The sequence below is a fragment of the Rhizobium sp. PEPV16 genome, from assembly GCF_008919455.1.
In the GTDB taxonomy this organism is placed as follows: Bacteria; Pseudomonadota; Alphaproteobacteria; order Rhizobiales; family Rhizobiaceae; genus Rhizobium; species Rhizobium leguminosarum_Q.
Genome location: NZ_VSZV01000282.1, coordinates 1 through 23,767 on the forward strand (window position 1 = coordinate 1; position 23,767 = coordinate 23,767).

At 61.7% G+C, this 23,767-nt stretch carries 19 protein-coding genes; 7 read left to right on the top strand and 12 right to left on the bottom strand.

The window, feature by feature from the left end:
• The 3 genes from FY112_RS12920 to FY112_RS12930 all read right to left on the bottom strand — a co-directional run.
• Window positions 1–842 (bottom strand): carbohydrate ABC transporter permease (locus FY112_RS12920; protein WP_151518529.1); only part of this gene is annotated, 842 nt, incomplete at its 3' end.
• A complete protein-coding gene (locus FY112_RS12925) occupies window positions 842–1,726 on the bottom strand; it encodes a sugar ABC transporter permease (RefSeq protein ID WP_132613895.1) in 885 nt (294 codons plus the stop codon). The genes FY112_RS12920 and FY112_RS12925, both read right to left, overlap by 1 nt.
• A 73-nt stretch (window positions 1,727–1,799) precedes the next feature.
• On the bottom strand, window positions 1,800–3,038 hold the full coding sequence (locus FY112_RS12930) for an extracellular solute-binding protein (protein WP_151518530.1): 1,239 nt from the start codon (window positions 3,036–3,038) through the stop codon (window positions 1,800–1,802).
• Between the two features lie 222 nt (window positions 3,039–3,260).
• On the opposite strand from FY112_RS12930, the gene FY112_RS12935 reads away from it, so the two are divergent.
• The 5 genes from FY112_RS12935 to FY112_RS12955 all read left to right on the top strand — a co-directional run bounded on the left by FY112_RS12935 (window position 3,261) and on the right by FY112_RS12955 (window position 9,331).
• Window positions 3,261–4,472, top strand: coding sequence for an ROK family transcriptional regulator (locus tag FY112_RS12935; RefSeq protein WP_131710016.1), 1,212 nt, complete (start codon window positions 3,261–3,263; stop codon window positions 4,470–4,472).
• 358 nt (window positions 4,473–4,830) lie between these two features.
• Window positions 4,831–6,186, top strand: coding sequence for an extracellular solute-binding protein (locus FY112_RS12940; protein WP_151518531.1), 1,356 nt, complete (start codon window positions 4,831–4,833; stop codon window positions 6,184–6,186).
• Window positions 6,187–6,399: 213 nt separating this feature from the next.
• Entirely contained in the window at window positions 6,400–7,284 is an 885-nt protein-coding gene (locus FY112_RS12945) for a sugar ABC transporter permease (protein WP_018446921.1), read from the top strand.
• Between the two features lie 10 nt (window positions 7,285–7,294).
• Complete coding sequence (locus tag FY112_RS12950; RefSeq protein ID WP_017961806.1) at window positions 7,295–8,209, top strand: ABC transporter permease subunit; 915 nt, start codon at window positions 7,295–7,297, stop codon at window positions 8,207–8,209.
• A gap of 12 nt (window positions 8,210–8,221) precedes the next feature.
• Complete coding sequence (locus tag FY112_RS12955) at window positions 8,222–9,331, top strand: sn-glycerol-3-phosphate import ATP-binding protein UgpC (protein ID WP_151518532.1); 1,110 nt, start codon at window positions 8,222–8,224, stop codon at window positions 9,329–9,331.
• Window positions 9,332–9,404: 73 nt separating this feature from the next.
• Here FY112_RS12955 and FY112_RS12960 read toward each other — a convergent pair whose 3' ends face one another.
• Window positions 9,405–9,878, bottom strand: coding sequence for a cupin domain-containing protein (locus FY112_RS12960; RefSeq protein ID WP_017961804.1), 474 nt, complete (start codon window positions 9,876–9,878; stop codon window positions 9,405–9,407).
• A 129-nt stretch (window positions 9,879–10,007) separates the two neighbouring features.
• Between FY112_RS12960 and FY112_RS12965 the strand changes: the two genes are divergently transcribed.
• Complete coding sequence (locus FY112_RS12965; RefSeq protein ID WP_017961803.1) at window positions 10,008–10,550, top strand: hypothetical protein; 543 nt, start codon at window positions 10,008–10,010, stop codon at window positions 10,548–10,550.
• Between the two features lie 4 nt (window positions 10,551–10,554).
• Here the strand turns inward: FY112_RS12965 and FY112_RS12970 are convergent, their stop codons facing one another.
• The 8 genes from FY112_RS12970 to FY112_RS13005 all read right to left on the bottom strand — a co-directional run bounded on the left by FY112_RS12970 (window position 10,555) and on the right by FY112_RS13005 (window position 22,576).
• On the bottom strand, window positions 10,555–12,657 hold the full coding sequence (locus FY112_RS12970) for a beta-galactosidase (protein ID WP_017961802.1): 2,103 nt from the start codon (window positions 12,655–12,657) through the stop codon (window positions 10,555–10,557).
• A 108-nt stretch (window positions 12,658–12,765) separates the two neighbouring features.
• A complete protein-coding gene (locus FY112_RS12975; RefSeq protein WP_151518533.1) occupies window positions 12,766–13,641 on the bottom strand; it encodes a 2-hydroxy-3-oxopropionate reductase in 876 nt (291 codons plus the stop codon).
• Window positions 13,638–14,432, bottom strand: a complete 795-nt coding sequence (gene otnI / locus FY112_RS12980) for a 2-oxo-tetronate isomerase (RefSeq protein WP_151518534.1) — start codon at window positions 14,430–14,432, stop codon at window positions 13,638–13,640. Before otnI ends, FY112_RS12975 begins: the two co-directional genes overlap by 4 nt.
• Window positions 14,433–14,442: 10 nt before the next feature.
• Entirely contained in the window at window positions 14,443–16,152 is a 1,710-nt protein-coding gene (locus FY112_RS12985; RefSeq protein ID WP_151518535.1) for an ABC transporter ATP-binding protein, read from the bottom strand.
• A 10-nt stretch (window positions 16,153–16,162) separates the two neighbouring features.
• Window positions 16,163–17,353, bottom strand: coding sequence for an ABC transporter permease (locus FY112_RS12990; protein WP_017961798.1), 1,191 nt, complete (start codon window positions 17,351–17,353; stop codon window positions 16,163–16,165).
• A 10-nt stretch (window positions 17,354–17,363) separates the two neighbouring features.
• Window positions 17,364–18,350 (bottom strand): ABC transporter permease, encoded by a 987-nt coding sequence (locus FY112_RS12995; protein ID WP_017961797.1) that lies wholly within the window; start codon window positions 18,348–18,350, stop codon window positions 17,364–17,366.
• A 103-nt stretch (window positions 18,351–18,453) separates the two neighbouring features.
• Window positions 18,454–20,562: an alpha-amylase family protein gene (locus FY112_RS13000; protein WP_151518536.1), complete on the bottom strand. Its 2,109-nt coding sequence runs from the start codon at window positions 20,560–20,562 to the stop codon at window positions 18,454–18,456.
• A gap of 88 nt (window positions 20,563–20,650) precedes the next feature.
• Window positions 20,651–22,576 (bottom strand): ABC transporter substrate-binding protein, encoded by a 1,926-nt coding sequence (locus FY112_RS13005; RefSeq protein ID WP_131710026.1) that lies wholly within the window; start codon window positions 22,574–22,576, stop codon window positions 20,651–20,653.
• Window positions 22,577–22,756: 180 nt separating this feature from the next.
• Between FY112_RS13005 and FY112_RS13010 the strand changes: the two genes are divergently transcribed.
• Window positions 22,757–23,767 (top strand): LacI family DNA-binding transcriptional regulator (locus tag FY112_RS13010; protein ID WP_151518537.1); only part of this gene is annotated, 1,011 nt, incomplete at its 3' end.

Genomic DNA, 23,767 nt, shown 5'->3' on the forward strand with positions numbered 1-23,767 from the left:
CCCTTGACGCCGCCGCTGGTGAGCCCCGAAATCAGGGCGCGTTGCATGACGAGACCGATCAGCACCGGGGGCAGGGCGGCGAGCACACCTGCCGTCGCGATCAGTCCGTAATCGGAAACGCGGCCGCCGGCGAGATCGGCAATGGCGACGGTCAGCGTCTTGGCGCGCTGGTCGGAAGTGAAGAGCAGCGCATAGAAGAATTCATCCCAGGCAAGCAGGAAGGCAAAGAGGCTGGACGTCGCGACCACGGGGGCGGCGAGCGGCAGCGTGATGATCCTGAGCGTCTGGAACAGGCCGGCGCCGTCGATCATCGCGGCGGATTCGATCTCCCTCGGGATGGAATCGAAGCCCGACTTCATCAGCCAAGTGGTGAAGGGCGCAAGGATGGTGAGATAGACGAGGGCGAGACCGAAGACGTTGTTCAGCATGCCGAGATAGGAAAGGCCCATGTAAAGCGGCACGGCGAGCGCCACCGGCGGCAGCATATAGGTGGCGATGACCATCGACAGCGACCATCCCACAGCAGGCGTGCGCGACACGGCCCAGCCGGCCGGTATGGCGAGCACGATGGCGGCGATCGTCGCCATGCCCGCCACCTCGATGCTGTTGCGCAGCGACGAGGTGAAGGCGGCGCCGGCGCTGTTTTCGAGCGTCGAGAGCAGCACGCCGTAGCGCGAGAAATCCGCCGTCTGCGGCCACCAACGCAGCGGCTTTGCCGCAAGGTCGGCGGCCGGCGAGATGCTCATGATGAACAGCCACAGGATCGGCGCGAGGATGACGGCGGCAAGCAGCAGCGCGCAGACATATATGAAGGTGGAAAAGAGCGGGCTCTGGCGTTCCATCAGGCAGCACTCCCCGCCGTCTTGCGCACCAGAGCGGCGTAGCCGGCAGCAAGCAGCGTCACCAGCAACGTGACAATCAATGCCAGCGAGGCGCCGGAGCCCGCCCGCTGGAAGGAGAAGGCTTCCTGATAGACCAGGATCGACAGTGTGCGCGTGCTGTTGGCCGGGCCGCCGCGGGTCATGACCCAGATGATGTCGAACACTTTGAAGGCCTCGATCGTGCGCAGCACCAGGGCCACCATCAATGGACCGGCGAGATAGGGCAAGATGACGAAGCGGAAACGGGCGAAAGCGCCGGCGCCGTCGACCAGCGAGGCGGCGGTGATGTCGCGCGGCACGGCCTGGAGCGCGGCCAGCGCGATCAGCGCCACCAGCGGAAAATTTTTCCAGCAATCGGCGACGATGAGGGCCGCGAGCGCCGTGCCCGGTTCGCCGAGCCAGGAGCGGTAGGCCTCTAGCAGGCCGAGTTGGGTCAGAGCGGCGTTCAGCGCGCCGTATTCCGGATTGTAGATCAGCCGCCAGAGCGTGGCGTTGACGACGGTCGGCAGCGCCCAGGGCAGGATCATCAGGGCGCGAAGCGCGGTGCGACCGCGGAATTGCTGGTTCAGCAGCAGAGCGGCGAGCACGCCGATCACCATTTCGGCGGCGACCGAGACGATCGCGAACCATGCGGTGGTGACGAGCGTGCGCTGGAAATTCGAACCGGAGATCATCTTCACGTAATTGTCGATGCCGACGAAGCTGCCTTCGGTGCCGACCAGCTTGGCGTCGGTGAAGGAGAGGCCGACGGTATCGATCAGAGGCCAGCCGATGACTGATATCATGACCACGAGAAGCGGCAGCATCAAAAGCCATGCGCGCGTTGTCAGCCAAGTGCTCGACATCGAGGCGACCCTTATTCTTCATAGGTTCTGGAGACCGGGCGACGGCAGGCGCCGCCCGGGATTTCATGCTTGATCAGAGGCCGCTATTGTCGGCGGCCGACTTCAGCGCGTCCTCGGGCGAGGACTGGCCAAGCAGCGCTTCCTGGATCGCCTGCTGCAGCGCGGTCGAAAGCTCCTGATATTTCGGCGTCGTCGGGCGCGGATACATGGCGGCAAGGCCGATCTTGGCGGCGGAGATCAGCTCTTCCTGTCCCTTGGTGACGGCCGGATCCTCGTAGGAGGATGCCCAGATCGGCAGGCTGAGCTTGGCATAGGCATTCTGCGTCGCCTGCGAGGTCATGAAGGTGATGTATTTCCAGGCCTCATCAGGATGCTGGCTGGCTGAGGTGATGCCGAGACCCATCGAGCCGTTGACGGCCGAAGCCTCGCTCTTGCCGGCAATACCCGGCGCCGGCACGACGCCGACCTTGCCCGCGACCTTGCTGTCCTTCGGATTGTTGGCCATGTTGTACATGTAGGTCCAGTTCAGCGCGAAGGCGGCATCGCCGTTTTCGAAGACCTTGCGGACGTCCTCTTCGAGGAATTCCTTGGAGTTCGGATTGGTGAGGCCCGAGGAATAGCTGGAAACCATGTATTTCAGCGCATCGAGGCCGCCGCCGGTCTGGAAGGCCGGCTTGCCGTCTTTCAGGAAATCGCCGCCATAGGCGCTGACGAGCGTGGTGTAGTCGCAGATCGCGGCTTCGGCCTGCGACCAGCTCCAGGCGATCGGCGTCGCGAGCAGGCCTTTGTCCTTGATCGTCTTTGCCTGCTCGGTCAGCTCGTCCCAGGTCTTGGGCGGAGCCTTGATGCCAGCCTTTTCGAGGATTTCCTTGTTGTAGAACAGGTATTTGGTGTCGAGGATCCACGGCATGCCGTAATATTTGCCGTCATATTGCACGGTGGTCCAGGCACCCGGCAGCACGCCCTTCTTCATCTCGTCGGTGAGGCGCGAGGAGACGTCGACCAGCACTTTGTTGGTGGCGTATTCGGCCGGCCAGATGACGTCGAAGAGGACGACGTCGTAGCCGCTGCCGGAACCCTGCGCCAGCACTGTCTTGTCGTGCAGGCCTTCATAGGGAACGAATTCGAGATTGACCTTGATATCGGGGTTCGCCTTGGCGAAGGCGTCGGTCATGGCGCGCACATCGGCCTCGCTATAGGCGGCCTGCGCCATGAAAAGCGCGTTCAGCGTCGTTTCGGCGAAAGCGTGCGGCGCAAGGGATGCGCCGATCAAGGCCGCACCCAGAAGCGTCTTGTTAAAGGATTTCAGCATTGCAGCCTCCAGTTTTTGACATTTACGCATTGCCGAGGGCGGTCCTCCGCCATCGGCGTTCGAGAAGGCACGCGCGAAAACGTGCCGGTTCGTCGTCTCGGAGCGTCGTCGGAGCCCTTGTTAGGCCCCTGCGTTCCCTGGAACTCTCCGGTTCCTCATTAAGTCAAATGTCTTGACTTATTACTTCTTCAACATTCTATTGGAGTCAAGAGGGAATTGCACATGAATGACAGCCGCCCGATCCGGGCCAAGAGCGGCACCAATCACGAAGGCACCAGCGCGCATAACCGGCGCGTGATGATCGATGCCCTGAGGATCAACGGTGCGCTTTCACGCGCCGATCTGGCACGGGCGACGCGGCTGACCAAACAGACGGTGTCCAATATCATCGAGGAACTCGAGCGCGACGGTCTCGTCAGTTCGCAAGAGGCGGTGAGGAGGGGCAGGGGGCAGCCGTCGACACCCTATCGTCTCGTGCCCGAAGGCGCCTTTGCGATCGGCCTGCAGATCGATCGGCATGTGACGCGGGCGGTCGCCGTGGATCTCGTCGGCAGCGTTCTCGTGCGTGATGAGGCCGGCCTTCCGCCCGGAGGTCCGACGACAGGGGCGAAGGTCATTCTCGATCTCGTCGCCGGCGTGCGGTCAAAGCTTGCCGGGATCGTTGAGCAATCGGAAAAGCGGCTGGTCGGCCTGGGTGCCGCCATGCCGGGGCCTTTCGGGGTTGCCGGCAGCGGCGACGATCCGTGGATGATGGAGGCCTGGCAAAAATTTCCGTTGTTGGAAACGCTGACCGCCGGCACCGGGCTCAATGTCGGCCTGCAGAACGATGCGGCGGCGGCGGCGACCGCCGAGCGCATGGTGGGAGCTGCCCACGGCATCGACCATGCCGTCTGCCTCTTCGTCGGTTATGGCATCGGCGCCGGCCTCATCCTGAATGGCGAGCTATACCGCGGCGCCAACGGCAATGCCGGCGAGATCGGCATGGCACTGCTGTTTGCCGACGGCAAATCGACGCCGCTCGAGCATCGTGCTTCGCTCGCCTCGCTCTACCAGCATCTGTCGATCGATCCCGCCGATCCCGGCCTTTATGCAAGGATCAACGATCTTGCCTTAAGGGGCGATCAAAGCATCCACGCCTGGGTCGAGGCGGCCGCAGTGGATCTGCGCTGGAGCATCCATCTCCTTGAGACGCTGTTCGATCCGCAGACGGTGATCCTCTGCGGCAGCGCGCCGGAGGCGCTGGTGAACAGGTTGATTGCGGCAATCGGCCCGTTGCTGCCCTCGATCGCCGAACGTCGCGGCCGGACGCTGCCGCGCCTGCAGCCCGGCATGGCCGATCCCTGGTCGGTGGCGCTTGGTGCTGCCGCCGGACCGATCAGCCGTGCATTCGATCCGCGTTTTGCGGCGATCCTGAAGGATTCCCTTCAATCCTGAGGCTTAAATCCTCAGGTTGCACACCAGTGCAACGGCAAAAATGTCAGTGGTTTTGCAAGTTTCGTTGCAGCGGAGCAGGCGAATAACCGCACTCCGTCGTAATATAAATAAATATTAAGTACCCCCAGAGTATCCATTTTGCCGAATACAGGTGTAATTTATTGACAGCATGCTGAAGCAATCGACGAAATTTCTGTAAATATTTCCCCGAGATTGGCGAATAACAATTGTATGAAGGTTTTGTGACAACTAGGTTTCGATCATTTCATGTCATGTAATCTTCATTGGTAGACGCAATTTGAACCAGCTAATAGGGCGTGCGCTGAAAGTGCGCGTCCCTTTTACGTTCGAGGTTCTCATGCAAGCCAAGCTTCTCGGCGCCGTTGGCGCCCTTCTCGCTACAGCGTTTCTTGCTGGTCCCGCTGCCGCCGCCGATAAGACCAAGATTGACTTCTGGTTCGGCAATTCCGGTGACATCGCAAAGCGTGTCCAGGAGCAGTGCGATCGCTTCAACCAGTCGCAGGCCGACTACGAAGTCGTCTGCACCAGCCAGGGCAGCTACGACGCGTCCCTGCAGAACACTATCGCTGCCTTCCGCGCCGGCAAGCAGCCGACCATCGCCCAGGTCTCCGACGCCGGCACCCTCGACATCATGCTCTCCGGCGCCTACTACCCGGCCAACAAGCTGATGAGCGACATGGGCTATACCGTCGATTGGAAGGACTACTTCTCCGGTATCTCCGGCTACTACGCGACATCGAAGGGCGAGATGTACTCCTTCCCCTTCAACTCCTCGACCGCTCTTCTCTACTGGAACAAGGACGCCTTCGCCAAGATCGGCAAGGATCATGCTCCGGCAACCTGGAAGGAAGCAGGCGAGGACCTCAAGGCTCTGAAGGATGCAGGCTATGCTTGCCCGCTCGGCTTTGACATCTCCAACAACGAAGTCTGGCAGTACATCGAGCAGTTCGAAGCCGTCAACGGCGAAGCCATCGCCACGAAGAAGAACGGCTTTGAAGGTCTCGACGCCGAGTTGGTGTTCAACAAGAACCCGCTTCTCGTCAGCTACATCAAGGACCTCAAGTCCTGGTACGACAACAAGCTTGTCGTCATCAAGAACAAGGCTGTGGGCCAGACCTTCGTCGAAGCCTTTGCCGCTAGCGATTGCCAGGTCATCCTGACCTCGGTCGGCGATCACGGCAACGTCGGCCGCACCGCCAAGCAGGGCATGAACTGGGATGTTGCCATGCTCCCGACCTACGGCGATGCAAGCCGTCACAGCTCTTACGTCGGCGGCGCTTCGCTCTGGGTTCTGAAGGGTCATTCCGATGCCGAATACAAGGCTGCCGCTGCCTTCTTCAACTTCATTGCAAAGCCGGAAGAAGCTCTTACCTGGTCGACCGTTACCGGCTACATCCCGGTTCGTAACTCCGGCTTCGAATATCTGAAGAAGCAGGGCTTTTACGACAAGGCTCCTTATGCTGGCCGCGAACTCGCCATTCAGAGCCTGACCGCATCGCCTGCTGACGATGCGGCTCCGCATGGCATCCGCCTCGGTGGCCTGCTGCAGGTCCGCACCGAAATCGCCAATGGTCTGCAGGCAATCTTCGTCAACAATGCCGATGTCCAGGCTTCGCTCGACAGCGCTGCCGAACGCGGCAATACGCTGCTGCGCCGCTTCCAGCAGACCTACAAGAACGTTCAGCTCCCATGATCGTTTGATATAAGCCGCACCCGGCCCGCGTTTCGCGTGCCGGGTGCGTTTTTGTAAGTTCTTCAGTCGGCCGCGGATGGGAACTCGCCGCCCGCGCCTAAAGCGCGCCCGTCGCGCTTTAGATCTTTATTTTGACGCATGTCGTTACCGCAAAACCGCTGCACACTTTTGCGCGACATGCTTTAAACCAAACCAGGACGAAAACGACCACCCATGGAAAAGCGCGTCACTTTCTCCTCAACGACGATCGGACTGCTCTTCGCATTTCCGATGCTGTTGCTGATCTTCGTCTTCTTCTATTGGCCGAGCGCGCAGGCGCTCTATTGGGCGTTCACGCTCGAGCAGCCATGGGGCGGCGGTAATGCCTGGGTCGGTTTCGACAATTTCAGACAGCTGCTCACCGATCCGATCTATTGGGACTCGATTACCCGCAGCATGATCTTCGGCTTCAGCTCGACTGCCATTGCCATGGGTCTGGCGCTGATCCTGGCGCTTTTGACGGATCGTGAACTGCGCGGCCACAAGGTCTACCGGTCAGTCTTCATCTGGCCCTACGCGATTGCTGCTCCCGCTCTCGGCCTCGCCTTCCGCTTCATCCTGGCGCCGGAGGCCGGCCTTCTGTCTGTCATCAACCACGTCTGGCCCGGCCTCTGGAACCCCGCACTCGACGGCAAGGACGCGATGATCGCGGTCATCGTCGCCTTCTCCTGGAAATATATCGGCTACAACTTCATCTTCTTCCTCTCGGCGCTGCAAGGCATTCCGCGCTCGCTGATCGAGGCCGCCGCAATGGACGGTTCGGGGCCGATGCGCCGGATCTGGGATATCCAGCTGCCCCTGCTGACGCCGACGCTGTTCTTCCTGCTCGTCATCAACATCACCGAGAGTTTCCAGGATTCCTTCGGTATCGTCGACGTCATGACGCAGGGCGGCCCGGCGCGCGCCACCGAACTCATGGTCTACAAGATCTATTTCGACGGCTTCAGAGGTCTCGACTATTCGGGCGCTGCAGCGCAGTCCATCATTCTGATGGTGCTCGTTGTCCTGCTCACCATCTTCCAGTTCCGCTTCATCGAGCGGCGCGTGCACTACAAGTGAGGTCGCGGACATGATCGAACGCACGCCGATATTCAACTTCATCTGTTATACGCTTCTCGCGCTTGGCATGGTGATCGCGCTTCTGCCTTTCGCCATTGTTATCATCGCCTCGACGCTTGATCTGGAGACGGTCAATCGCGTGCCGCTACCGCTGATGCCGGGCTCGCATTTCTGGGAAAACGCGCAGACCGCCTGGGTTCGCGCCGATCTCGGCAACAAGCTGTTCCACAGCATCATCTTCGCCGCAACCGTCGGCGCCGGCAAGGTCATGCTGTCTTCCATGGCAGCCTTCTCGATCGTCTACTTCCGCTTCCGCGGCCGGTATGTGATTTTCTGGATCATCTTCATCACGTTGATGCTGCCGCTGGAAGTCCGCATCGTGCCGACCTATTCGATCGCGGCCAACGCGCTGCAGCCTTTCCAGACGATCCTGGACATTACCGGCATGAGCTGGCTCGTCGCGCAGATCACCGGGATCCAGATTAAGCTCGAATGGGGCCTGCTGAATTCCTACCCCGGTCTCGTTCTGCCGCTGGTTGCAACCGCGACCGGCACCTTCCTCTACCGGCAGTTCTACCTGACGGTTCCGGACGAGCTTGCCGAGGCTTCGAAGATGGACGGATCGGGCCCGGTCCGGTTTTTCTGGGACATTCTGCTGCCGCTTTCGCGCCCAAATATGATCGCGCTCTTCACCATCATGTTCGTCTGGGCCTGGAACCAGTATCTTTGGCCGCTGCTGATTACCACCGATCCGAATTTCGGCATCGCTGTGACGCAGCTCAAGACCCTCATCCCGTCCGAATTCGGCCTGCCCGACTGGAACGTCGCCATGGCCGGAACCCTGATCATCATGTCGCCGCCATTGATCCTCGTCATTCTGATGCAGCGCTGGTTCGTACGCGGCCTTATCTCCACCGAGAAGTGAAGGAGTACTCCCTTGGCACCGATCTCCATTCGTGGCGTGAAGAAAAACTACGGCAAGACCCCCGTTGTTCACGGCGTCGATCTCGACATTCAGTCGGGCGAGTTCATCGTCATCCTCGGCCCGTCCGGCTGCGGCAAGTCCACGCTGCTGCGCATGATCGCCGGCCTCGAGGAAATCACCGGCGGTGAAATCGCCATTGACGGGCGCATCGTCAACCAGTTGGAGCCACGCGAGCGCGGCTGTGCGATGGTGTTCCAAAACTATGCGCTTTATCCGCATATGAGCGTTGCCGAGAATATCGGCTACGCATTGAAGGTGGCCGGCGTTTCGAAGGCGGAGCGTCAGCGGCGCATCGGCGAGGTCGCCAAGGCGCTCAGCCTCGAACCCTTCCTTGAACGCCGGCCCGCCGCTCTTTCCGGCGGTCAGCGCCAGCGCGTCGCCATGGGCCGCGCGATGATCCGCGAACCGAAGGTGTTTCTCTTCGACGAGCCGCTGTCGAACCTCGACGCTAAGCTGCGTATCGCCATGCGCGCCGAAATCCGCCGCCTGCACCGCCGCCTCGGCGCCACGTCGATCTTCGTCACGCATGACCAGACCGAGGCGATGACGCTGGCCGACCGGCTGGTGGTGATGAACGGCGGCAGGGTGGAGCAGGTCGGCACGCCGGAGGAGGTCTATCATCATCCGGTCTCGCGCTTCGTCGCGGGCTTCGTCGGCACGCCGGCGATGAACCTGCTCGAGGGCACGATCAATGATGAGGGCGTCTTCGTCTACGATCAAAGCCGCAAGGTCGCGCTGCCGCGCGAGCGCGGCGCACCGCTGAAAGGCAAACGCGTCGTGCTCGGCATGCGCGCCGAGGCCGCCCGGCTGGTGGCCCCGGATGCGCCCGGTGCCCTTGTCGCAACGGCTGATTTCATCGAAGAGCTCGGCGCAAGCCGCATCGTCCACGCCGATTTCGATGGACTGCCCTTTGCCGTGGCGCTGACTGAGACCGTGAAGGTGAAGTCGGGCGATCCGATCGGCATCGCGATCGATTACGACCAGATCCACCTCTATGCCGCCGATACCGGCCGGATCATCGAGAACCCGGTTACAGCAGGTGCAGGTGCCGTTCACGCCTGAAGCAGCCTGCGATGATCTCGGCAGAGCGTTTGGCGGCTGAGGATGTCAGCCGCTTGCTCGAAGGCGAATTGCTCTAACGGTGGATCGGGTCGATCCACGCGACGTCCTCCGGCTTTTCGACCGGCTCGATGTCGAGGTTGACGACGACCGGTTCCTGGCCTGAGCGGACGAGAACGCATTCCAGCGTCTCGTCGCGGCTGGCGTTGATCTCCTGATGCGGCACATAGGGCGGAACATAGATGAAGTCGCCGGGGCCGGCCTCGGCGGTATATTCCAGATGCTCGCCCCAGCGCATGCGGGCCTTGCCCTTGACCACGTAGATGATGCTTTCGAGATCGCCATGGTGATGGGCGCCAGTCTTGGCGTTGGCATGGATCGTCACCGTGCCGGCCCAGATCTTCTCGGCCCCGGCGCGCGCATTGTTGATCGCGGTCGCACGGTTCATGCCCGGCGTCTGCGCGGTGTTAGGATCGAGCGAATTGCCGGGAATGACCTTGACGCCATGTTCCCGCCAGTCGACATGATGATGCTCGTGGTGGTCGCTCATGCCTTGCCTCCAGCTTCGATTTGATCAGTCTAGGCTTGAGCCGGGCGGTGGCCAAGCGGATTTGCCGCTGCGCAGCCGCATAACGTCTCGGCCCGATAGCTTCTGCGCACAAAGGAAAGAACGGACCCGATGAGCCACCTCCCGCAAATCGACTATGACACCGCTTCGGAAGAGGTTCGTGCGGCGCATGACGAGGAAGTCAGGCTGCGCGGCCGGATGACCAACATGAAGCGGACGCTGCTGCATTCGCCCGCCGCCCACCGTATCTATGCCGAATGGTTCACGCTGCGGGCCGAGCTCGATCCTGCTGTCAGTGACCGGGCAATCTGGATCTTCTCGCATGCGATCTCGAAGGCGGCGAAATCGAAGATCGCCATCACCTTCTTTCGCCGGGCGCTGATCAACAAGGGTTTCAATCCCGATGCGCTGGAGTTCTCAGACGAGGAAGCGCTGCTCGACGCCTTCGGTAAGGCGATCGTCGCCGATTCCAACGCTGTTCCCGCCGAACTCTGGGCAAAGCTGAAAGAGCGCTACGAGACCAAGGTGCTCGTCGATCTCGTCGCCTTTGCCGGCATCATGCTGGCGACCGCCGTCTTCAACAATGTCGTTGAGGTCGACTTCGACCCCGAGCTTGAAGCCTTTGCCGAAGGCGCCAGTTCATCCGCATCCTGAAATTTCAGCTATCGAGCGGCAGGATCAGCACATCGCGCGGCGGCACCTCGATGCCACTATTGCCGATATGGTCGATCGGCCAGACTGCCTGGCTTTGCGCAAGCGCTCCTCGAGCGAGCGCCACCTCGGTCTTCTGCGCCGCCCTTGTAGGATTGACGAGCCAGAGGAAGCTGCCCTTTTCTCCCTCGTGGATACGGGCGAAGAGTGCGGCATTCGACAGAGTCACATGGCGCTTCTTCCCACTCCATCTCAAGAGCTCAGCGAAGAAAGCACCGTTCGCCTTCCCCTCTGTGCGGTAATAGGCAACGGAAGGATTGGTGCCGATCAGCAGCGTGCGGCCCTTGCCATAGGCGTTTTCGACGATGGCAAGACGGCCGTCGGTGAAGTGGCCGCGTCCCGTTCCGCCGGTCAGCCGATAAGACTGCAGGAAGCCACCACCGTCGACCGCCGCGCCGTCGAGATCGAAACGGATGCGGTCGCCGATGTCGGGCATGAATTCGACTTCCTCCTCGCGCGCGCCGAAGACCTCGTCGAGGCCCATGTTCGGCTGCACGGTGCCGACATGGCCGCGATCGCCGAAATAGCCGGGGCATGCCTCGGCAATCAGCGTGCCGCCGTTTTCGACCCAGGCTTTCAGGCGTTTCGCCTGCTCAGATGTGAACATGATCGGATAGGGGAAATAAAGGAAGTCATAGGCCGCGATATCGTCGATATGCACCCAGTCCGGCTGCACGCCATTTTCGAGGAAGGCACGATAAGCGCCCCACATGGCTTCGGGATAGGGCTTCTCCTTGCGGTCGTGGTTCAGGAGGTAATCGAACTCCTGGGTTTCGCGAACGACGAGGATGCCGACCTCGCCGCGAACGGGCTTTGCTTCCCAGAGGGGGCCTTGCGCCTTGTCATTTGCCCATTTCGCCATGGCGCTTGCCATGTCGGAGCGCGGCGTGCGCGAGCCGTCCATGCCGTAGGAGCCGAAAGCGCCGAAGAGCGGGCCATCGAGCAGCGGGCGCCAGCGCAGATTGATCACGCCGCGGGCGCCGCCGGCAAGCGAGGTCATGCTCCAGAGGCGGATATCCTCGGGCTCGGCGACGCGGCCATCCGCCTTGTCGCGGCCGATCACCTGCGGCTGCAGCCAGAGTGGGCCGCCCTGGCGCTCGGCGTGCCAGAAGGGCTTGCCGCGGGCGGCAGCGCGGTTGATGTCGACGCCATACCAGTTCTTCCAGGCTTCCGACCCCTTGCGGGCCTGGATCCAGGTGAAGCCGTAGACCTCGACCTTGGAGGCAGCGAGCCAGTCGTCGCAGCCGTTGGCCGCCATGTTGGGAATCGCGCCCGATATGCCGTGGGCGGCGATCACATTCTTGCCGTCGACGGCGCGGATCGTGTCGATGCGCCATTGCATCTGGTCGTAGAAATTGTCGCGCTTAAACTGCAGCCAGTCGATGCATTCGGGGTAGGGCGCCATGTGCACAGGCGGCTCGATATCGTCCCATTCGGCATAGCTGTAGCGGTACCAGGCTTTCGCCAGGACCTTCAGGCTGCCGTACTTCTTCTCCAGCCATTTGCGAAAGGCTGATTTGGCATAGGGGCTGTAATCGACATCGGCGGAATAGTTGCACTCGTTCCAGACGTCATAGCCATAGATCGCCGGATGATCCTTGTAGCGGGTGGCGAGCGCGGTCAGGAACTTGCCGGCGGCTTCCTTCACTTCGGGGCAGTTCAGCGTCAAGGCGCCGGCGCCGCCGCCATTGTTGGAGAAGCCGCCGGTTGCCGACGAGACGCCCATATAGGAACCGAGTTTGGTGCCGTCGGCATTGACCTGCAATGCATGAGCATATTTGCGCACCGCCCAGTCCGGCACGGCATGGATCAATTCGGCGATAACGGTCTTGATGCCGTTTGCGGCGGCAAGGTCCATCTGACGGTCATATTCCTCCCAATCGTAGACGCCGGGGGCGGTTTCGATCGCGCTCCACATGAACCAGTGGCGGAAGATGTTGAGGCCGTCCTGCCCAGCGGCGGTGTAGTCGCGTTCCCAATCTTCGCGGGGCGGGTTGGACTTGCGGAAATAGACGGCGCCGTAGGGCAGCTGGATATCTTTGTTGAGCATTTTCGTCTCCTTCTCTGTCGATGCTCGGACACGGCTTCGCCGTCCGGAAAGAAGGCTCCGGCAGTCGGCAATCGAAGATGTCGTCCGGCTGTTCTAAAAAGCGTTGATCTAGCGCGGTCCTCCGGCGAGGAGTTCCAGGGTGCGGATGAGGGCGGAATGGTCGCGTTCGCCGTCGCCGTTGGCGATCGCGGCATTCATCAACTGTTGCGTGGCGGCCGTGTTCGGCAGCGACAGATCGAGTGCTCGGGCGGCATCGACGGCAAGCGTCATGTCCTTGCGGTGCAGGCGGATGCGGAAGCCGGGCTCGAAGGTCTCCTTGACCATGCGCTCGCCATGCACTTCGAGGATGCGCGAGGCGGCAAAGCCGCCCATCAGTGCTGCGCGCACCTTGGCCGGATCGGCGCCGGCCTTCCTGGCAAAGAGCAGCGCTTCGGCAACCGCCTCGATCGTCAGGCCGACGATGATCTGGTTGGCGACCTTCGCCGTCTGACCGTCGCCGCTGCCGCCGACATGAGTGATGTTCTTGCCCATCTTCTCGAAAAGCGGTTTGGCGCGTTCGAAAGCCTGCTCCTTGCCGCCGACCATGATCGTCAGCGAGGCGGCCTTGGCGCCGACCTCGCCGCCGGAGACCGGAGCATCGAGATAATCGCAGCCGAGCGCTTCGATGCGTTTGGCGAAAGCCTTGGTGGCGACCGGCGAGATCGAGCTCATGTCGATAACCAGCTTGCCTTCCGTAAGCCCCGACGCAACGCCTTCTTCGCCGAACAGCACCGCCTCGACATCCGGTGTATCCGGCAGCATCAGGATGACGATGTCGGAAGCGTGCGCCACCTCCCTGGCGCTGGCGGCGGCTTTGCCGCCCTTGTCGACGAGATGCTGCGAGGTTTCCTTTACGCGGCTCAGATGCAGCGTGTGGCTGGCGTCGATCAGGTGTTCCGCCAACGGGCGGCCCATGACGCCCAGTCCGATAAATCCGATGTTCATGCTGTCCTCGCTGACTTCAGATAGGGTTTCATCCAGCCGAGGCCTTCGCTGGTGCCGGATTTCGGCTTGTACTCGCAGCCGATCCAGCCGTCGTAGCCGAGGCGATCAAGCTCGGAGAGGATGAAACCGTAATTGATCTCGCCAGTGCCGGGTTCGTTGCGCCCAGGATTGTCGGCGATCTGGACATGGGCGATCCTCTCCTTCAGCCGGATGAAGGTGGGGACCAGGTCGCCCTGTATGATCTGCATGTGGTAGAAATCATACTGGATGTAGAGATTGTCCGAGCCGACCCGGTCGAGAATGCGTTCGGCATCAGCGGTGGTCGACAGGAAGAAGCCAGGAATATCGCGCAGGTTGATCGGCTCGACCGGCAGCTTGACGCCGGCGTCGGCACAACGCTTTGCAGCATATTTCAGATTGTCGACCAGCACCGTTTCCAGCGTTTGAAGGTCCGCACCCTTCGGCACCAGCCCGGAGATGACATTCACCTGCCGGCAATCGAGCGCTGCGGCATAATCGAGCGCCTGCGCGATCCCGTTGCGGAACTCCTCTACGCGGTCCGGCAGGCAGGCGATGCCGCGCTCGCCGCCGGCCCAGTCTCCTGATGGCACGTTGAAGAGTGCCTGTTTCAGGCCGCTCGCCTCCAGCGCCTCGGCAACCTTCTGCTTCGGTTCGGCATAGGGTCCGAGATATTCGAGGGCGCCGAAGCCGTCCTTTGCGGCTGCCGTGAAGCGGTCGAGAAAGGGCAGGTCCTGGTAGAGGAAGGAAAGGTTGGCGGAAAATTTCGGCACGGGATCCTCCTTAAATATTGGCAGGCGCGACGAAACGATGCCGGTGCAGCATGCGCTTGTCGCGAGGGTCGGGATTGGGAACGGCGGAGATGAGGCTCTTCGTATAGGCCTCCTCGGGAGCGGTGCAGATCTGTTCAGCCTCGCCGAGTTCGACGATTTTGCCGCGATGCATGACGGCGACGCGATCACAGAAATAACGCACGACCGAAATGTCGTGCGAAATGAAGATGAAGCTCAGGTTCAACCGCTGGCGGATATCGAGCAGCAGATCGAGGATCTGGCTGCGGATCGACACGTCGAGTGCCGACGTCGCCTCGTCGGCGATGATGATACGCGGATCGAGCGCAAGGGCGCGGGCGATGCCGATGCGCTGGCGCTGCCCGCCGGAGAAGGCATGGGGATAACGCTCCATGGCCATCGGGTCGAGGCCGACCAGGCGCATCAGTTCGGCGACGCGGTCCTCCAGCGCCTTGCCCTTGGCCAGCCCGTTGACAACAAGCGGATCGCCGATCACTTCCTTGACGGTCATGCGCGGATTGAGCGAGGCGAAAGGATCCTGGAAAACCAGGCGGACTTCGCGGTGGAAGGTGCGGAGTTCGCGCTTGGTGAGTTTCGTGACGTCGATCTCGCCACCGTCCTTGCCGCGATAGCTGATGCTGCCCGATGTCGGCTCGACGGTGCGCAGGATGAGCCGGCCGAGCGTCGTCTTGCCGGAGCCGCTTTCGCCGACGATACCGAGGTTTTCGCCGGGATAAAGATCGAAGCTGGCGTCGTCGACGGCGCGCAGCGTGTTTGATTTGCCGTGCCAGCCGTAGATCTTGCCGAGATTGCGGACGGACAGGATCGGCTCCGGCGCCTGCGGCGACAGTGCCACGGCGGGCAGCCGGCCTTCGACATGGTGGGTGAGCTTGACCGTTGAGGCCAGCAACTGCCGGGTATAGGGATGCTCGGCGGCATGGTAGATCGCATCCACCGGTCCGCGCTCGACGATGCGGCCGAAGCGCATGACGGCGACATCATCGGCCACCTCGGCGACGATCCCCATGTCATGGGTGATGAGCAGCATGGCCATGCCGCGCTCGACCTGGAGCCGCTTGATCAGGTCGAGGATTTCGGCCTGGGTGGTGACGTCGAGCGCCGTCGTCGGTTCGTCGGCGATGAGAATATCGGGATTGCCGGCAAGCGCCATGGCGATCATGGCGCGCTGGCGCATGCCGCCGGAGAATTCGAAGGTGTAGCGGTCAACCATCTTGTCCGGGTTCGGGATCTCGACCTGGCGCAGCAGTTCGACGGTCCTTTCGCGGGCGGCGCGATGATCGAGATTGCTGTGCAGGCGAACGGCCTCGATGATCTGCGAACCGATGGTGTGGACCGGTGACAGTGAACTCATCGGCTCCTGGAAGATCAGGCCGATGCGGCGGCCGCGGATGGCGCGCATTGCCCGATCCGACGGTTTCAAGGCGGCGATATCGGTGATCGCGTCGCCATTGTTGAGCAGGATGCGGCCGGAAACGATGCTGCCGGGGCTGTCGACGATCTGCAGCAGCGAGCGGGCGGTGACGCTTTTACCGGAGCCGCTTTCGCCGACGAGGCACAGCGTCTCACCGCGCTTCAGCTCGAAGCTGACATTTTCGACGGCGTGCAGGATGTGGGTGCGCAGCCTGAAATCGATCGAGAGGTTTTCGACGGAGAGAACGACGTCGTCTGAAAGATCAGTCATAGTTTCCTCCTCAATTGTCATAAGGGTCGGCGGCATCGCGCAGGCCGTCACCGAAGAAATTGAAGGACAGGACGGCGACGACGACCGCGAGCGACGGCCAGATCAACAGCCACGGCGCAGTCGCGACGGTGCGGATGTTCTGGGCGTCCTGCAGCAGCACGCCCCAACTGACGACCGGCGGCTTGAGGCCGATGCCAAGGAAGGAAAGCGAGGTCTCGGCGACGATCATGGTCGGCACGGCCAGTGTCACGACCGCAAGGATGTGGCTCGTCAGCGACGGCAGGATGTGGCGGAAGATCAGCCGCGCTTCGCTCGATCCGTCGAGCCGGGCGGCGACGACGAAATCCTCACTGCGCAGCGCCAGGAACCGGCCGCGCACCTCCCGCGCCAAGCTGGTCCAGCCGAGCAGCGAGACGATGATCGTGATGACGAAATAGACATTGACCGGCGACCATGTCAGCGGGATCGCCGCCGCCAGACCGAGCCATAGCGGGATGGTCGGCATGGCGCTGACGACCTCGATGACGCGCTGGATCAGCGTATCCACCCAGCCGCCGTAGAAGCCGGAGATCGAGCCGAGCACGACGCCCAGGATCAGCGACATGGCGACGCCGACGAGGCCGATCGACATGGATACGCGGGTGCCGTAGACGAGGCGCGAGAAGACGTCGCGGCCGAGCCGGTCGGCACCGAGCAGATACATCGGATCGTTCTGGTTGAGGGGGCCGATCAGGTGGCGGTTCATCGGGATCAGGCCCCAGAGATCGTAGGCCGCGCCTTTGACGAAGAAGCCGATCGGGACGACCTTGGTGTCGTCGACGACGAAGGTGCGGCGCAGCGCCACCTTGTCGATCTCGACCTTGTAGCCCTTCACATGGAAGTTGAACTCCGAGCTGCCGTCCGGCTTTTCGACGAAGAAGCTGAAGCCCTGTGGCGGGGCATAGGTATATTGCGGCCGCGAGGTCATCGGCAAAGCCGGCGCCAGGAATTCGGCAAAGAGGCCGACCAGATAGAGGAAGAGGATGATAGCGCCGGCCACCATCGCCACCTTCTGACGGATCAGTTTGCCGGCGACCAGCCGCCAGGGGCCGATCGCGGCCGTCGAGACGGTCTTGCCCTGTTTCAGCGGGCTGATCGAGGGGCCATCGGCAACTGTATGAAGCGGACCAGCATGGTTTCCGAAGGTTTCGTGCGTGCTCATCGCATTCCCCTCAATTGAACCGGATGCGCGGATCGAGCAGCGCCAGCAGCAGATCCGACAGGAGCATGCCGACAAGGGTCAGCGCGCTCAAAAGCAGAATGAAGCTGCCGGCGAGATACATGTCCTGCGAGATCAGCGCGCGGAAAAGCAGCGGGCCGGCAGTCGGAAGATTCAGCACGATAGCGGTGATCGTCACGCCGGAGACAAGATGAGGCAGCACCCAGCCGATTGCCGAGACGAAGGGATTGAGCGCGATTCTGACCGGATATTTGAGGATGACCTTGTATTCCGGCAGGCCCTTGGCGCGGGCGGTGACGACATAGGGCTTGTGCAGCTCGTCGGTCAGGTTGGCGCGCAGGATACGGATCATCGCTGCCGTTCCCGATGCGCCGATGATGATGATCGGGATCCAGAGATGGGCGAGGAAATCGCCGGCCTTGGCGAGGCTCCAGGGCGCCTCGGCATATTCAGGCGAGATCAGCCCGCCGACGCTCTGGCCGAGATATTTATAGGCGATGTACATCAGCGTCAGCGCCAGGATGAAGTTCGGTACGGCAAGGCCGATGAAGCCGAGGAAGGTGAAGACATGATCGCCGACGGAGTGGCGGCGGACGGCGGAATAGATGCCGATTGGCAAAGCGACGATCCAGACGAAGAGCAGGCTCAAGAGCGAAATCACCAGCGTCGAGCCCATGCGGCCCCAGATCAGCCCGGAGACCGGCTGGCCCCATTCGAACGAGTAGCCGAAGTCGCCGCGGCTGACGATGCCCCAGATCCATTTCAGATATTGGACATAGAAGGGGTCGTCGAAGCCGTAGATTTCCTTCAGCCGCTCGATCTGCGCGGGATCGACGGTCTGGCCGCTGTCGCTCATCGTGGCGATCATCGACGTCAGATAGTCACCCGGCGGCAGCTGGATGATCAGGAACGAGATCAGCGACATGCCAAACAAGGTCGGGATCATGTAGAGCACGCGCTTGAAGATATAGCCAAGCATCGAAACGTTTCTCCTCCCGTCGGGAACGCTGTGACGCGCTTCCCCCGGATATCCACCCGCTTTCGGCCCCTAGGCCGAAAGCGCTCCTCCGTCGCGTGTCACCTCATTTCCAGGTGAGATGCAGGACCTCCAGCCGATCGATGCCAGGCACCTCCACCTGCGCGCGTCCATCCTTCACACTGAAGCTTGCCGCGCGGTCGGCAATGACCAGCCATGTCTTCGCCACCGACTTGCCCTCCGGAATTTCCACCGAAACGGTCTGCGCTGCCAGAGGGTAATTGTCGCGGATCGGGCCTTTCATCATCATCGGGTTGGTGAGGTTGAAGAGGCTGAGCGCCAGGCCCTCACCGTTTTCGCGCAGCGCCAGATCAATGACGCCCTGGCCCTTGACGGTGACACGCGGCGTCTTGCCGAGTGCCCAATGGACAGCGTTGGCGATGAGCCGCGCATGATCGACGGCAAAGACCTCCCAGAAGATCTCGCCGATATTCCAGGGGATGTAGACCGTGCGTCCGCCCTTGCCAGTCTCGCGGGCGATGACGGCAGCACCTTTCGGCTCTTCACGCGAATAGACCTCTTCCATCGGCAGATCGGGAAAGTCAGGGATATAAAGGAAGGGAGTCTTCGCATCGGCCGAGGGTTCGGCGTGGATCAGGCGGGTGCCGCCCATGATGCGCTCGGCGCCGTCGAAACCGCGATTGATCGGGTGATCGCCGGAAAGGGCGACATAGGTGTTCTTGACGATGCCGCGCGGGCCGGAGACGTATCTGGCGCCGAGCACGTCGGTCAGACCGAACTCGTCACGCGTCTTGCCGAATTCGTCCCGCAACGACGTCTCGTAGGAGGCAATCACGCTGCCGCCGCGATCGACATAGGCGCGGATCGAGGTGTTCTGGGCATCCGAAAGGCACGAGGCATTGGCGAGAATGATCAGCTTGAAGCGGTCGAGGTTTTCCTCGGTCAGCACCTGGTCTGAGAGCAGCTCGAAGGGCAGCCGGGCTTCGACAAGGGCGTGATAGAGACCGAGGTCGGGTTTCTCGGCGGAATGCCGCTCTTCCGGCGCCCAGTGGCGCAGCGTCGTCGAGGGATCGATGACGGCGATTTCGGCGGTCGGCTTCATGCTTTCCAGTACCGGCTCGACGGCTGCCTGCAGGCCGAATGCGTCGGCTACAGGATCGACCCAGCGTTTGTCGGGCACGACACCGTTGAATTTGGTGAACCAGGCATAGAGACCGTGGGCGGTGCCGTCATTGATCCAGAGCTGCATCTCCTCGCCCGAGGTGACGGCATCCTTCCAGCGATATTCCTCCTCCGGGCCGATCGAGGTGATCAGCACGACCGGGCGGTCGGGGAAGGTGGCGCGGATACGCTTGCCGTTGCGCCCAGCCGACCAGCCGAGCTCCAGACCCTTGCGGCCCTGATGGTCGACGACGAGGAAGGGGCAGTGCCTGGCGATGACCGAGAGATCGAATTCCATCAGCGAAGCGCCGCCCATGTTGGGAATGAAGCTCGCATGCGGGCGGATCGCTTTGACGGCATCGTCCCATTGCGCGATCATGTCGGTGAGCACGCGGCGGCGCCATTGCACCCAGGCCTGCCAGGCAGGATCCTCGGCATCGGGTTTTACAGGCAAGGCGTGGCCGGACATGTCCTTGAAGCGGCGGGCGCTGTCTTCGCTATAATCGACGCCGTGGCCCTGCCAACGATTGGCGAAGACTGCGTCGATATCGTATTTACGGACGATCTCTTTGACCACCTCAGGCATGAAGACGCTGTTGTAGTCGCCATAGGCATTGGTCACCCAGACATCGGGATAGGCCCAGTGGCGGCGCGGCGTGCCATCGGCATTGATCATCACCCATTCGGGATGGGCTTTGGCGGCATCCTCATGGATCGCATGCGGGTCGACGCGGGCCATGACATGCATGTCGAGCTTGCGGGCGGCATCGACGAGCACGCCGAAGATATCCTTGTCGCCGAGATATTTGCTCACATAGTGGTAGGGCACTTCGCTCGGATAATAGGCGATATAGCCGCCGGCGCTGAGGCAGACCGCGTTCGATTTCGTGCGTTTGAAGACATCTATCCAGAAGGCCGGGTCGTATTTCTCCGGATCATCTTCCACGAAGGTCAGCTGGGTCCAGCGGGTCGCCGTCTTGAACCAATCCGGCGTCCTCAGCGTATTGGTGTTCTGTTTTCTGGCATCGAGCATCGTCTTCATCCAATCATTGGCAAAAGAAGGGCCTCGGCGCCAACCGGCAGGGGCCGGCGCCTAACGAGGCTCCTGGGATAAAAGGTCTTCAGACCTTGTAGAACTGCTCCGGCATGGTCGGAGCGGGCGTCGGCCAGCCGAAGGAGTTCGGCATGATCTTCGTGATGTTCTTCATGTTGTTCTTGACGATGCCGTAGCCATCGGGCGGCAGCGAGATGCCGAAGACATAGAAATTGTCGGCGGCGCCTTGCAGGATCTGCTTCATGACCTCGCGCTGGCCTGATGCGTCGGAGGTCGCCTTCAGCTTGTCGTAGAGCGCAAGCTGGTTCTTCGTGCTTTCCGGCGGTTCCTCGGCATTGGCATTGGCGCGATCGCGATACCAGAGTTGCCAGGCCGGGGCGTACATGGCGTTGGCATCGGTCGGCACGTAATAGCGCGGGTCGAGCATGGCGGCGACGCCGCCATTCGCGCCGAACTGGTGGGCGGTCGCGTCGAAATCGCGGCCCTGCCGGACGCGCGTCTCCCAGAGCGAACGGTCCATCGAGCGCATCTGCGCATCGATGCCGACCGCCTGGAACATCGGGATCACCAGCTGGAAGAGATCGAGGAAGACGGCGCGCGCCTGGTCGATCTCGAAGATGATCGTCAGGCGGCGGCCCTTTTCGTCGAGGCGAAAGTTCTGATCGTCGCGCTTCGGCACGAGCTGGTCGAGCATGGCATTCGCCTTGTCGACGTCATAGGCCGTGAACTGCGTGGCGAGCTGCTCGTTGTAAAGCGGGTCTTCCTTCTTGATCGATGCCTGGGCAGGTGCCCCCTGGCCGACGAGCACCGCATCGATCAGCGACTGCCGGTCGAGTGCTGTCGAGAGTGCCGCACGGAAATCCTTGTTCCGGAAGAGCTTCCGCTTGGTCTCGTCATTGTGGTTCAGGTTGAAGATGAAATTCATCACATTGGCTTCAGTCGAAGTCAGCGTGTAGAAATCATAGCCGCCCTGCTCACGCGCATCGTAGAGAACCGACTTGTTATTCGGCGTGGCGATATACTGGTCCATCAGGTCGACTTCGCCCTGCATGGCCTTCAGCAGCAGAACCTGCGGGTCGGCGACCATCTGGTAGACGATACGGTCCATATAGGGCAGCTGATTGCCCTCGGTGTCGACCTTCCAATAGTAGGGATTGCGTTCGGCAACGGCGCGTTCGGTGTTTTCGCCGGGCGCTATCGTGAACATCCAGGCATGCACGCAGGGTTTCTTCGAGGAGTTCAGGAAGAAGGCGTTGTCGTCCTGGAAACCGGCGGCCGCCTGGAAGGAGGCGATCCAGCTTTCGAAGCCGCGTTGCTTGGCGAGTTCATCGGCTTTCGGATTGAAGTCGATGTGGAACTGCTCGAGATAATGTTTCGGTGTGCGCGTCGTCTGGTCGTTGTTTGCCCAGGCGACCTGCAGCGGGAACAGGCCGTTCGGCTTGTCGAAGGTGACCTTAAAAGTCTGCTCGTCGACGATCTCCAGCTTGGCCGGCTTGCCGCCGGACTTCCAATGATCCTGACCGACAAAGGCGACGCGCTTGTCGGTGAAAACGGTGTCGTACCAGAACTTGATGTCGGCGGTGGTGTAGGGATGGCCGTCCGACCATTTCATGCCCTTGCGCAGGCGGATCGTATAGACCTTGGAGTCGGCGTCGCCCTCAAAGGACTCGGCGACATTCAGCGTCACGCCAGACCAGTCGGGCGTATAGCGCAGCAGCGGCTCGTAGGCTTGATAGCGGAACAGCATCGACAGCGACCCGCCGCCGACCAGCGCCATGTTCCAGTCGCCGCCGTATTTGCCGACGCTTTCGACTGGTTTGACGACGAGCGGATTTTCAGGAAGCCGGTCCTTCAAGGCCGGCAGTGCGCCGCTCGACACCTTCGTCTTCAGGACATCCGCTTCCTTGAAGTCAGCGGCGAAAACCGGCAGGGCCGGCAATATCAGGGCGGCCGACGTCCCGGCCAGAAACGCACGTCGTTTCAGCTTGATCATAGGGGATCTCCTCCAAAAAATCCGTGCCCTTATATTATTTTTGCTGTCGGGCTTGGATCGGGAAAAGATTACATTTGGATATTGTTAGGTAAAGCGTTATGTTTCTGTTAGTGTGAAAATTTGCCTTACTGGCGCGGTTGATATAGCCAGCGTCGCATCAATCGAACGGCGAGGTGCCACGTGGGAAGCAGGGGCCGGGTTACATTGCAGACGATCGCGCGGGAGGTCGGCCTGTCGAAATATGCGGTATCGCGCTCGCTTGCCGGCAAGAGCGGCGTCAGCGAGGAAACGCGCGCGCTGATCCGCGAGACTGCGCAGCGCCTCGGCTATACCAAGCCCGCCGGGCAGGGTGGTGCGGGCGAGGTCGCGGTCGTCTTTCACGATCTCGATGCCATCAACAGTGAGCTCTATATGCAGGTGCAGAACGGTGTGCAGCGCGAGGCTCATCGGCTTGGCATGACGCTGCGCGTACGCTGGACCCATGATTCCGGCCAGTTGGAAGAACTGGCGCGCACTTGCGACGGGCTGATGCTCGTCGGTCCGCATGCCCGTGAGGCCGTGGCGGCGGCGAGTGCCACCGGCGTTCCCATCGTGCGTTTCGGCTGGGTGGATGCGCTCGAACAGATCGACCATGTCGGCGGCACCGACCACGAGGCAGGGCAGGCGGTGGTGGAGTATCTGGTCGGGCTCGGCCATCGGTCCATCGTTTACGTCTATGGCATGCCAGGCCTGCGGGGACGCCAAGAGCGGCACTACGGTGCCCGCGAAGTCGTCGAACGTTATCCTGACGTTTCGCTTCATGTTATGAAGTTTGACGAAGAGAATGGCTTCAGCGCGGCCTTCCGAGCGCTCGTGGAAAAAGGCATCCGGCCGACGGCTTTCTTCTGCGCCCATGACGGGCTGGCGCTGACCGTGGTTTCCGAACTGCTCGGTCAGGGATACCGCATTCCCGACGATATTTCGGTCGTCGGTTTCGGCGACTACTCGCCGGCAACGCAGATCTCGCCGGCGCTGACGACGGTGAGGATGGAGGGGCAGGAATGCGGGGCGGTCGGGCTGCGGCTCTTGCTCGAGCGCATCGAGAATCCACGCCTGCCCGGCATGCCGGCGCGGCGCATCATGATTGCCTCCCGCATTATCGAGCGCCGCTCGGCCGGACCCTGCAAGGCGACGGCAAGCGTCGATGCCGCC